General features: G+C 69.8%; 11 protein-coding genes. 7 read left to right on the top strand and 4 right to left on the bottom strand.

Annotated elements, in window-relative coordinates; translation table 11 throughout:
* On the bottom strand, positions 1–559 hold a 559-nt coding region (locus PMI01_RS16465), incomplete at its 3' end, for an NAD-dependent epimerase/dehydratase family protein (RefSeq protein WP_007671288.1).
* A gap of 175 nt (positions 560–734) precedes the next feature.
* Between PMI01_RS16465 and PMI01_RS16460 the strand changes: the two genes are divergently transcribed.
* The 5 genes from PMI01_RS16460 to PMI01_RS16440 all read left to right on the top strand — a co-directional run bounded on the left by PMI01_RS16460 (position 735) and on the right by PMI01_RS16440 (position 5,425).
* Positions 735–2,207, top strand: coding sequence for a M20 family peptidase (locus PMI01_RS16460; protein WP_007671285.1), 1,473 nt, complete (start codon positions 735–737; stop codon positions 2,205–2,207).
* Between the two features lie 197 nt (positions 2,208–2,404).
* Positions 2,405–3,520 (top strand): aromatic ring-hydroxylating oxygenase subunit alpha, encoded by a 1,116-nt coding sequence (locus PMI01_RS16455; protein WP_007671281.1) that lies wholly within the window; start codon positions 2,405–2,407, stop codon positions 3,518–3,520.
* An 87-nt stretch (positions 3,521–3,607) separates the two neighbouring features.
* Positions 3,608–4,102 (top strand): CPBP family glutamic-type intramembrane protease, encoded by a 495-nt coding sequence (locus tag PMI01_RS16450; protein WP_157223798.1) that lies wholly within the window; start codon positions 3,608–3,610, stop codon positions 4,100–4,102.
* A 44-nt stretch (positions 4,103–4,146) separates the two neighbouring features.
* Positions 4,147–4,653, top strand: coding sequence for a DUF1993 domain-containing protein (locus tag PMI01_RS16445; protein WP_007671277.1), 507 nt, complete (start codon positions 4,147–4,149; stop codon positions 4,651–4,653).
* Positions 4,654–4,726: 73 nt separating this feature from the next.
* Positions 4,727–5,425: a DUF2059 domain-containing protein gene (locus tag PMI01_RS16440; protein ID WP_007671273.1), complete on the top strand. Its 699-nt coding sequence runs from the start codon at positions 4,727–4,729 to the stop codon at positions 5,423–5,425.
* A 22-nt stretch (positions 5,426–5,447) separates the two neighbouring features.
* Here the strand turns inward: PMI01_RS16440 and PMI01_RS16435 are convergent, their stop codons facing one another.
* Entirely contained in the window at positions 5,448–6,770 is a 1,323-nt protein-coding gene (locus PMI01_RS16435; RefSeq protein ID WP_007671270.1) for a DUF418 domain-containing protein, read from the bottom strand.
* A 223-nt stretch (positions 6,771–6,993) separates the two neighbouring features.
* Positions 6,994–7,566 (bottom strand): SH3 domain-containing protein, encoded by a 573-nt coding sequence (locus PMI01_RS16430; protein WP_007671267.1) that lies wholly within the window; start codon positions 7,564–7,566, stop codon positions 6,994–6,996.
* A gap of 208 nt (positions 7,567–7,774) precedes the next feature.
* On the opposite strand from PMI01_RS16430, the gene PMI01_RS16425 reads away from it, so the two are divergent.
* Positions 7,775–8,044: a hypothetical protein gene (locus PMI01_RS16425; RefSeq protein WP_007671263.1), complete on the top strand. Its 270-nt coding sequence runs from the start codon at positions 7,775–7,777 to the stop codon at positions 8,042–8,044.
* Between the two features lie 180 nt (positions 8,045–8,224).
* On the opposite strand, the gene PMI01_RS16420 is transcribed toward PMI01_RS16425, so the two are convergent.
* The gene (locus tag PMI01_RS16420; RefSeq protein WP_007671262.1) at positions 8,225–8,851 is read right to left on the bottom strand and encodes a glutathione S-transferase family protein; all 627 of its coding nucleotides are present in this window, start codon (positions 8,849–8,851) and stop codon (positions 8,225–8,227) included.
* 105 nt (positions 8,852–8,956) lie between these two features.
* Between PMI01_RS16420 and PMI01_RS16415 the strand changes: the two genes are divergently transcribed.
* On the top strand, positions 8,957–10,651 hold the full coding sequence (locus PMI01_RS16415; RefSeq protein ID WP_007671260.1) for an acyl-CoA dehydrogenase family protein: 1,695 nt from the start codon (positions 8,957–8,959) through the stop codon (positions 10,649–10,651).
* Positions 10,652–10,689: the final 38 nt, after the last annotated feature.

Below are 10,689 nucleotides of genomic sequence, written 5' to 3'. Positions count from 1 at the left end.
AGGAGACCCGCCGCTGGCGGTCGCCCGGCCCGAACACCATCGGCAGGCGCAGGATAGTCGCCGCGAACCCCGTGGCGGCCCTTGCCGCCTCCTCCAGGGGAATCTTGTCGTAGTCGTCCAGCCAGGCCTGCGGGTCGCTGGCCGGGCGCGGCTTGGCCAGGCGGTAGGGGAAGCGCGTCTCGCGCAGCGCCGCGTCCTCGGTCAGCCGGTCCCAGACCGGCGTCGGCCGGCCCTTGCGGTGCAGGCCCTCGTAATTGGCGTAGACGTCGACCGAGCTGATCATCACGTACCGCCCGATGCGGCCCGACAGGGCGTCCAGCAGCGGCAGGGAGCCGGCCTGGGTAAAGGCCAGCAGGTCGACGACCGTGGTCGCCGAGACCTCGCGCACCGCCGCCAGCACCGCGCCGGGGTCGCGCCGGTCGAGCACGCACGAGGTCGCGCCGGCCGGAACCTCGCGGAGCCCGCGATGGCCCACCGCCGTCTCGACGCCGTCGGCGACCAGCCGCCGCACCAGCGGGGCCCCGATGAAACCTGTTCCCCCGAGGACCAGGACGCTCATGCCTCTATCGACTCCACCGTTGTGGCGGTCAGCCTATGCGGGAGGCGCCAGGTCGCCGCAACGCAAATCGGCGGGCCGCGATTTGGTGATTGGCATGTATGGAAACCCATCGCAAAGTCCGCCCCAACAAATGTTCGGACCCAAGGTCCGGGCCAGAAATTGGGGGAGTGAGATCATGGGCTGGAAGAGCAAGACCGCGCTGACGGCGGTGGGCCTGGTGCTGGCCGTGGCCGGCGTGGTCGCGGTGCGCACCGCGACCTTCAAGGCCCCGGCGGCGGTCGACACCTCGAGCATCCACCTGGCCTCGGCCCGCCCGGTCGACGTCAATCTGGCCGCCCAGCATCTGGGCGAGGCGGTGCGCTTCCAGACCGTCAGCCACCAGGACAAGGCGCAGGACCAGCCGGCCGAGTGGGACAAGCTGCACGCCTGGCTGCAGGCGACCTACCCCGACGCCCACCGGGTGATGAGCCGCGAGGTCGTGGCCGGCCACGCCCTGGTCTACACCTGGAAGGGGACCGACCCGTCCCTGGCCCCGATCGTGCTGATGGCCCACCAGGACGTGGTGCCGGTGACGCCGGGCAGCGAGGGCTCGTGGACCCACCCGCCGTTCGACGGCGTGATCGCCGACGGTTCGGTCTGGGGTCGCGGGGCGATCGACGACAAGGGCAGCCTGGTCACCCTGTTCGAGGCCCTCGACGGCCTGGCCAAGGTCGGCTTCATACCCCGGCGCACGGTGATCCTGGTCAGCGGCCACGACGAGGAGGTGCGCGGCGGCGGGGCCCGGGCGGCGGCGGCGCTGCTGAAGTCGCGCGGCGTCAAGGCCCAGTTCGTGCTCGACGAGGGCATGGTGGTGGTCGAGGACCACCCGGTGACCAAGAGCAAGGTCGCCCTGATCGCCACCGCCGAGAAGGGCTACGCCACCCTGACCGTCACCGCCCCCGCCGTCGGCGGCCACTCGTCGGCCCCGCCGCCCCAGACCGGGGTCGCCACCCTGGCCAGGGCCGTGCTGGCCATCGCCGACAAGCCGTTCCCGATGAAGTTCGACGGCCCCGGCGCCGACATGCTCAAGACCCTGGCCCCCAGCGCCTCGCCGGCCGTCAAGATGGCGGCGGCCAACACCTGGCTGTTCTCGCCGCTGCTGATCAAGGAAACGTCCAAGACCCCGGCGGGCGCGGCCATGCTCCACACCACCATCGCCCCGACCATGCTGAAGGGCTCGCCGAAGGAGAACGTCCTGCCGCAGGACGCCGAGGCCTGGATCAACTACCGCATCGCGCCGGGCGACAGCTCGGCCGACGTGATGGCCCGGGCCAAGGGCGCGGTCGGCGACCTGCCGGTCAAGCTGGCCTGGGTGAAGGCCCCCGACGAGCCCAGCAAGATCTCCTCGACCACCTCGGAAGGCTGGAAGACGCTGGCCGCCCTGGCCGGCGACGAAAGCCGCGCCCCGGTCGCCCCGGCCCTGATGACCGCCGCCAGCGACAGCCGCTACATGGGCCCGATCGCCGACGACATCTACCGCTTCCAGCCGCTGGTCCTGACGGTGGACGCCACCAAGATGATCCACGGCACCGACGAGCACGTCTCGATCGCCAACATCGAGCGGATGGTGCGGTTCTATCAGCGACTGGTGGAGACGGCGGCGAAGTAGGCTTTGGAACCCTCTCCCTCTGGGAGAGGGTCGCCGTTAGCGCCACAAACTCTTCACACGCAGCGACGTCTCGTCGCTATGGACGCCGGCCCCGGGATCGGGCCTAGTGCGCCTGGGGGCTAGCTTACCGTGAAATCCTGTCCGGGGACCGCCTAAGGCGGGACGGGTTTCGCGGCTGCAAGCTGCACAACAGAACGATGGACATGGCTGACGACGCGCAATTGCTGGCCTCGAGGCCCGGCTCCAAGGCCGTGAAGTTCGGCGAAGGCTTCGTGCTGGACGCCTGGTACATGGCCTGCCTGTCGCCCGACCTGAAGCCCGGCAAGATGGAAAGCCGCGAGTTCCTGGGCGAGCCGGTGCTGATCGGCCGCACCAAGGCCGGCGCGGTCTACGCCCTGCGCGACGTCTGCCCGCACCGCGCCGCCAACCTGTCGGCCGGCAAGACCCGCACCGAGGCCGACGGCCGCGAGACGGTGGAATGCCCCTATCACGGCTGGCGGTTCCACACCGACGGCGGTTGCGCCAAGATTCCGTCCCTGACCGCCGACAACCCGCTGGACATCAGCAAGGTGCGGGTGCGGAAATATCCCCTCGTCGAGAGCCAGGGCCTGGTGTGGATCTGGATGTCGGGCGACCCGCGCTTCGACGGCCAGCCCCCCGCCCCGCCGCCGGTGATCCCGGGCGTGGTCGGCGGCAAACCCAAGCTGGTCGACCGCCTGGACTACGACATCCATATCGACCACGCGGTGCTGGGCCTGATCGACCCGGCCCACGGGCCCTTCGTGCACCAGCAGTGGTGGTGGCGCACCAGCGCCAGCCAGCACGAGAAATGCAAGGCCTTCGCGCCCTCCGAGGCCGGCTTCACCATGACGCGGCACGAGCCGTCGAAGAACTCCAAGGCCTACGCCATCCTCGGCGGCGAGCCGCTGACCGAGATCACCTTCCGCCTGCCGGGCCTGCGCTGGGAGCATGTGAAGGTCGGCGACAGGCAGGTGCTGGCCCTGTCGGCCATGACCCCGATCAACGCCGGCAAGACTCGGATGAACCAGATCATCTGGTCCGACCATCCGGCCTTCACCATGCTGTATCCGGTGATCCGCGTGGCGGCTCGGACCTTCCTGCGCCAGGACGGCAAGATCGTCGCCGCCCAGACCCGCGGCCTGCAGGACAACCCTGCCCTGATGTGGGTGGGCGACGCCGACCAGCAGGGCCGCTGGTACCACCAGCTGAAGCGCGAATGGAACGCCGCCCACCGCGAACGCCGCCCCTTCGCCAACCCGATCGAGGCGACGACGCTGCGGTGGCGGACGTAGGGGGCAGGACGCTGACGGGGACACACACTCACGGCAAGGCCTGTGGGTCCCCAGCCAAGACAGAGGGGTGAGTGTGTGTCCCCAATCGTGTCCCCGGCTCTCCACCGCCTGGCCCGCTCCCTGACCACCCTGCCGACTGCGCGCGGCTGGGCGCTGTGTGGCCTGGTCGCCTTGGTCACCGGCGCGCTGATGGCGGCCATCGGCTTCGCCACCGGCCTCTACGCCCTGACGCCCGCCGCGCCGGGCCTGCCGTTGCGGCTGCTGACGGTGTTGTTCGTGCCGGCCCTGGGCGAGGAGATCCCGTTTCGCGGCCTGCTGGTCCCGGGCCCCGAGACCAGGCGCCCGTGGGGTGCGATCACGATCTCGACGGCGCTCTATGTCGCCTGGCATCCGCTGGAGGCCCTGACCTTCATGCCGCGCGCCACCATGTTCCTGCGGCCGGACTTCCTGGCCTGCACCGCGATCCTCGGCCTGGCCTGCGCCCTGATGCGCTGGCGGACCGGGTCGCTGTGGCCGGCGGTGATCCTGCACGGCGGCTTCGTGGTGGTCTGGCAGACGTGGCTGGGCGGGGTGATCCTCTGAAAGGAGGGGAGACGCCGCGCCATCGTCCGGCTAAGCTCCCCGCCATGTCCACATCCCTCTACGACCTCACCGTGCCGGTGCTGATCCGCGCCCTGCGCAACCTCTCGGCCATCCTGGAAAAGGGGGCCGCCCACGCCAAGGCGCAGGGGATCGACCCCAACGACCTGATCGAGGCCCGGCTGGCCCCCGACATGCTGGCCCTGCCCGGCCAGATCCAGCGGGCCAGCGACAGCGCCAAGGGCTGCGTCGTGCGCCTGGGCGGCATCCCCAACCTGGCCATGGCCGACGACGAAACGACCTTCGAACAGTTGCAGGCCCGCATCGCCGCCACCATCGCCTTCCTCGAGGCCGCGCCCCGCGAGGCGATCGACGGCCAGGAAGAGCGCGAGGTCGTGCTGCAGACCCCCGGCGGGAACTTCCCGTTCAACGGCCGCGCCTTCGCCCTGGGTTTCGTGCTGCCCAACGTCTTCTTCCACGTCACCACCGCCTACGCGATCCTACGCCACAAGGGCGTGCCGCTGGGCAAGTTCGACTATCTCGGCGGGATCTGAGACGCCGTCGCCCTCATCGCGGTAGCGGAGGCCGGCGCGACGATGCTAGGCACGCGCCGCGATGGGGGACTTCATGATTCATCTCTACAAGGCCGCGCGTTGGGCGGCTGGCCTGGCCGCCGTGAGCGCCGTGTTTTCGTTCGGCGGCCTGACCGTCGCCCAGACGCCGGACGCCCAGGCGGCTCAGGCCAAGACCACGGCAGCGGTGGCGCTCGCTCTGAGCGCCCAATCCATGCCCCAGGACCAAGTGGCCGTGGGTCGCCGCTTCGTCAAGGCGATGAACCTGGAGACCGGCCTGAGCCAGACGCTGGACGGGGTGTTCGCGCCGGTCCGCGACCAGGTCCTGGGCGGCCTCCCCGCCGGCGCGCCGGCACCCCGCAAGGCCGCGTTCGTCGCCGCCCTCGACGAAGCCTTGGCCGACACGAAGGCGGATATCCTCCAGAAGCTCGTGAGCGGATTGGCGCGCTACTACGCCGCCCGCGTCGAGCTGACGCCGCTGACCGAAATGACCGAGTTCTACGAAAGCCCCTTGGGCCGGCGGTCGGTCGTTTCGCCCCAGACGATGAGCGAGGCCGACAAGCAGGCGCTGGGCGAATACGCGCTCGCCCATACCGCGATGTTGGAGATTCTGGGGGCCGTGCCTGGCAGCATGGACGTGACGCGGGCGATCATGCAGCAGCAGGGAGCTACCATGACGGCGACGTTCAAAACCCGACTCTGCCGATCCTTGAAGACGCGCGGCGTGACCGGAGCGGCATGCGGCGGCGCGTGAGGGTCCAGCGACGCGAGCCGCCCTACTCCGCCGCGGCCGGCGCCGGCGAGGGGCTGGCGGTGACCCGGCCCAGCGGTCGCCAGGCGCCGTAGGTCACCGCCCGCAGCAGCCACTCGGCCGGGCCCATCTCATAGCGGCGCAGCCACAGGACGCTGAACACGCCCTGGACGATCCAGATCAGCACGGCCACGCCCATCAGCTGGGCGAAGCCGAACTTGCCGACCAGGCCCAGGCCGTAGAACAGGATCGAGGTGATCACCGACTGGCCGACATAGTTGGTCAGCGCCAGGCGGCCAACCGCGCCCAGCACACCGGCCAGGGGGCCGATCAGGCCGTGGCGGAAAACCAGGGTCACCAGGCCGACCCACCCCAAGGTCAGCGGCAGCCGTCCCACCTCGTAGACATAGCCGCGCCAGGCCATGACGCCCGGGTCGGGCATGTAGCCGGCGCGCCAGCTGGCCGCCGCCAGCGCCCCCCGCACCGCCAGCCCGAAGGCGAAACCGCCGACCGCCAGCGTCAGGTAGAAGCGGCTCGACCAGCGGCCGGTCAGCACCCCGGCCCGGAACAGCGCCATGCCGATCAGCATGAAGCCCAGGGTCTCGAACACGAAGGTCGCCCGAGGTCCCCAGTTGTAGCCCAGCCAGGTCTTGGCGCTCCAGGCCAGCAGGGACGGATAGTGGGTGCGGGCCTCGTAGGCCTCGCGTCGGTCCTGCGCCGTCGGCTGGGCCCTGCGCAGCATCTCGGCCCGCGTGGTGACCGCCTTGGCCTGCGCCTCGGTCAACGGCAGGCCCGCCGCCTGGGCCTGGACCGCCGCCTGCGCCGTGCGCAGGGTGTTGGCGCGCTCGGCGCCCTGACCGCCCAGCAGCACGGCGAGAAACACCAGCGCCGCCGCCGCCGCGACCACCAGCACCCGAGTGTCCGCTCGCCGAAAGAGCAGCAGCGCCAAACCGCAGATTCCGTAGTTGAACAGGATCTCGCCAGGCCACAGGAACAGGGCGAAATTGGCCACGCCCAGCAGGACCAGGGCGAAGCAGCGGGTCAGATAGGCCTGGGTCGCCGCCGCTTCCTGGACGGGGCCCGGCCGACTCAGCATGACGATCATCCCCGCGCCGAACAGCAGGGTGAACAGCCCGCGCATCGCACCGGAGAACACCGTGTCCTGCAGGGTGTAGACGATCCAGTCGAGGCTGGGCGTGGCCGGCACGGGCGGCAGCGGGTGGTCGTACAGCATCCCCATGATCGGGATGTTCATCAACAGGATGCCCAGCACCGCCACGCCGCGCAGCACGTCCAGCACCGCGATGCGGTCCCGCTTGGCGATCGGCGCGAGTGTCACGGTGTCCATGCGGGCCTCCCAGCTGCAAACCGTCATGCAACCTTGAGGTATCTACCGCAAGCTTGAATTGCGCGCCGCCAAACAACAACAAGCCCGCCCGCCGTGGGGGCGAACGGGCTTGCCGGTATGCGGCGGACCGCTATGGGGGCGGTCCGCCGAACGCTGGGAGCATTTTCAGGCGAAGTGGCTACCGGTTCGCGTGAAGAAAATGCGCAAGAGCAAGGAAGGGCGGTTACGCCCGGTAGACGTAGGCGCTGCTGACATAGCCGACGCCGACGCCGTCATGGCCGACCAGGATCCACTTGCCGTCACCGGTGCGGCCCAGGGCCTGGAACACTTCGCCGGCCTGGACCGAGCCGACCCGCTCGCCGCGCGTCGAGGCCGAAGCCCGCAGGTTCAGGGTCGAGCGAGCGACGTACTTGCCCGTGATCTTGGTCATCGGGGCGGCCTCGACCGATTGGGCGACGCGGATGCCGTCGCTGGTGTAGACGCCGCCGGCGTTGTCGGCGGCCCGCTTCTTCTGCATCTGGCAGCCGGCGAAGGAGCCCGCGCCGGCCCCGACCACGGCGCCGATGGCGGTGCCCGTCCCGCGGTCGTTCTTGGCCAGCTTGTTGCCGGCCACGGCGCCCAGCAGGCCGCCGACCACCGCGCCGACCTCCTGCTTGCCGCCGGCCGCGTCGCAGCCGACCACGCCGCCCAGCTTCTGCGACATGGCGTTGGCGGCCGGAGCGGTGGCCATGGTCAGGGCGGTGGCGGTCATGGCCAGGCCCAGGGCGATCTTCTTGGTGATGGTGACGGTGGTCATGGTGTTGGTCCCTTGAGAATGTGTCCGGAGCCGTCGGCCCCGTGAGACGCACCATGCCAAGGCGAAGCTGAACGGCGCCGAGCGGCGGGCCGACAGGTTTCGTTCATGTGGGAAAAAAGTTCAGGCTGGGGGACCAAGCATCCACAGGCTTGTCGGCGTCGAATGCGCATCCGGTGCAGCTAAACGCGGGCTGAGCCGTTCTTGAACCATGGCCAAACCTCCCAAACCCCCGCGCACCGGCGCCGGCGCCCTGACCGTCGCCCGTGAAAGCTGTCCCGTCGAATTCGCCGTCCACCTGGTCAACGAGCTGAACGGCCGGCGCGGCGGCAAGGGCGCCGTGACCGGCGACCCCGAAACCATGCGCCTGGCCTTCAAGGCCGGCCGCACCAGGCTGACGCTCGACGACGGCGTCGACCTGGAGGTGATGGTGGTGGCCTACACCGAAGGCAGCGAAACGGCGTACTTCCAGGTGACCTAGAGGACCCTCTCCCGGCGGGAGAGGGAGGGGCCCCGCCGCGCAGCGATGGGAGGGTGAGGGATTACGCCCTCACCGTTTTCCCTGAGCGCCCTGCCGGCACGCCGTCGGACGTCTTACCCCCTCACCCTCCCAAGCTTCGCTTGGGCCCCTCCCTCTCCCCATGGGAGAGGGTTTCCGCCCCTATTCCCCCAGCTTGTACGGCCCGCTCTTCGCCAGCGCGGTCTTCCAGGCCGGGCGCGCGTGCATGCGCTCGATCCAGTCGGCCAGGTTGGGATAGTCGCCCAGCTTGCCGTGGGCCTTGGCGACCTCGGCGACGAAGCTCATCTGGATGTCGGCGCCGGTCAGGTTGTCTCCGACGAAGAACTGCCGGCCGGCCAGCGCCCCCTCGACATAGGACAGGTGGTTGGCGATCTCGCCCTCGATGCGCGGGGCCAGCGGCGCGCCGGCCTCGCCCAGGCGGCCGACATACATCCGCAGCAGCATCGGCAGCATGGCCGAGCCCTCGGCATAGTGCAGCCATTGCTGGTAGGCGTCGTAGTCGGCCGAGGCCGGATCGGGCGCCAGCCGGCCCTCGGCATGGCGGCGGATGAGGTAGTCGGTGATCGCGCCGCTCTCGATGATCGTGGCGTCGCCGTCGGTCAGCACCGGCGACTTGCCCAGCGGATGGACGGCGATCAGCTCGGGCGGGGCCAGGCGGGTCTTGGCGTCGCGTTCGTAGAACCTGATCTCGTAGGGCAGGCCCAGCTCCTCGAGCAGCCAGAGGATCCGCTGCGAGCGCGACTCGTTGAGGTGGTGGACGACCAGCATGTTTCTTCCCCTATTGGGCCGCTTATGTTGCACTGCGGCATTGCTCGCAGATGCGAAAAGCTCCAGAGTAAAAGAAAACAACTGTTTGGCGCACGGGAGCAAGCCATGACCGCGACGGTCGCCCAGGAAACCACCGAAACCCTGATCCTGCCGGGTCTGACCGCGCTGCTGCGCGAGGCGGCCGGCGCGGCCCAGTTGTTCGTGGCCGAGGCCAAGCCCGCCGTGAAGGCGGCGATCACCGGCGCGAACGGCAAGATCGACCGCAAGCTGGCCGACGACCAGCAGCACCAGGTGCACGGCTATGGCTGGTACGCCGCCTATGCCGAGCTGCTGAACCAGGTCGCCGGCTGGGCCGAGCGGCTGGAGGCCGAGGGCAAGTTCGGCGAGATCGAGGCCCTGCTGGCCCAGCTTCTGGTCTCGGAATACTGCGCCCAGCTGGTCGGCGGCGTGCCGATGAACCAGGGCGAGATCGTCCGCCCCGCCCACCTGGTCACCGACCGGGCGGTGATGAACCGGCTGTTCGCGCCCGGCGTCTTCAAGCTGATGGTCGAGGGCGGCACGCAGGCGGTGAAGACCCGCATCGCCCGGCGCCTGGCGCAGGCCCGGGGTCGCCCGACCCTGGAGCATACCGGCCTGGACGAAACCTTCGAGATGGTCCGCGACCAGTTCCACGCCTTCGCCGAGGAAAAGGTCACCCCCTTCGCCCACGAATGGCACCTGAAGGACCAGCTGATCCCCATCGAGCTGGTCGAGGAGCTGGGCGCCCTGGGGGTGTTCGGCCTGACCATCCCCGAGGAATACGGCGGCAGCGGCATGGGCAAGACCGCCATGTGCGTGGTGTCCGAGGAGCTGTCGCGGGCCTGGATCGGCGTCGGCTCGCTGGCCACCCGTTCGGAGATCGCCGGCGAGCTGATCCTGACCGGCGGCACCGAAGAGCAGAAGTCGTATTGGCTGCCGAAGATCTCGGACGCCTCGATCCTGCCGACGGCGGTGTTCACCGAGCCCAACACCGGCTCGGACCTCGGCTCCCTGCGCACCCGCGCCGAGCTGAAGGGCGACCAGTACGTCGTCACTGGCGCCAAGACCTGGATCACCCACGCGGCCCGCGCCGACGTCATGACCCTGCTGGTCCGCACCCAGCCCGACACCACCGACTATCGCGGCCTGTCGATGCTGCTGGCCGAAAAGCCGCGCGGCGTCGAAGGGAACGACTTCCCCGCCGACGGCATGAGCGGCGGCGAGATCGGGGTGATCGGCTATCGCGGCATGAAGGAGTACGAGCTGGGCTTCGACGGCTTCACCGTGCCGGCCGAAAACCTGCTGGGCGGCGTGCCCGGTCAGGGCTTCAAGCAGCTGATGGCCACCTTCGAGAGCGCCCGCATCCAGACCGCGGCCCGCGCGGTCGGCGTGGCCCAGGCGGCGCTGGAGACCGGTCTCGGCTACGCCCTGGACCGCAAGCAGTTCGGCCAGGCGATCTTCGAATTCCCCCGCGTCCACAACAAGCTGGCGATGATGGCCGCCGAGATCATGGGCGTGCGCCAGCTGACCTATTTCGCCGCCCGCCAGAAGGACGAGGGCAAGCGCTGCGACCTGGAAGCCGGCATGGCCAAGCTGATCGCCGCCCGCGTCGCCTGGGCGGCGGCCGACAACGCGCTACAGATCCACGGCGGCAACGGCTTCGCCATGGAATACGTCGCCAGCCGCCTGCTGGCCGACGCGCGGATTCTGAACATCTTCGAGGGGGCCGGGGAGATCCAGGCCCAGGTGATCGCGCGACGGCTGCTGGAGGAAGGCAACTAGCGTTTCCGCCTCCTCGCACCCTCTCCCAGAGGGAGAGG

Source organism: Caulobacter sp. AP07 (assembly GCF_000281955.1).
Lineage (GTDB): Bacteria > Pseudomonadota > Alphaproteobacteria > Caulobacterales > Caulobacteraceae > Caulobacter.
The sequence above is the reverse complement of the archived record's forward strand: the minus strand, read 5'-3'. Positions and strand labels throughout refer to the sequence as shown.

What these genes read in the sequence shown, in the direction of transcription:
- PMI01_RS16460 (WP_007671285.1), top strand. Translation starts at nt 735, where the DNA reads ATGGGCTGGAAGAGCAAGACCGCGCTGACGGCGGTGGGCCTGGTGCTG.
- PMI01_RS16455 (WP_007671281.1), top strand. Translation starts at nt 2,405, where the DNA reads ATGGACATGGCTGACGACGCGCAATTGCTGGCCTCGAGGCCCGGCTCC.
- PMI01_RS16445 (WP_007671277.1), top strand. Translation starts at nt 4,147, where the DNA reads ATGTCCACATCCCTCTACGACCTCACCGTGCCGGTGCTGATCCGCGCC.
- PMI01_RS16440 (WP_007671273.1), top strand. Translation starts at nt 4,727, where the DNA reads ATGATTCATCTCTACAAGGCCGCGCGTTGGGCGGCTGGCCTGGCCGCC.
- PMI01_RS16435 (WP_007671270.1), bottom strand. Translation starts at nt 6,770, where the DNA reads ATGGACACCGTGACACTCGCGCCGATCGCCAAGCGGGACCGCATCGCG.
- PMI01_RS16430 (WP_007671267.1), bottom strand. Translation starts at nt 7,566, where the DNA reads ATGACCACCGTCACCATCACCAAGAAGATCGCCCTGGGCCTGGCCATG.
- PMI01_RS16425 (WP_007671263.1), top strand. Translation starts at nt 7,775, where the DNA reads ATGGCCAAACCTCCCAAACCCCCGCGCACCGGCGCCGGCGCCCTGACC.
- PMI01_RS16420 (WP_007671262.1), bottom strand. Translation starts at nt 8,851, where the DNA reads ATGCTGGTCGTCCACCACCTCAACGAGTCGCGCTCGCAGCGGATCCTC.
- PMI01_RS16415 (WP_007671260.1), top strand. Translation starts at nt 8,957, where the DNA reads ATGACCGCGACGGTCGCCCAGGAAACCACCGAAACCCTGATCCTGCCG.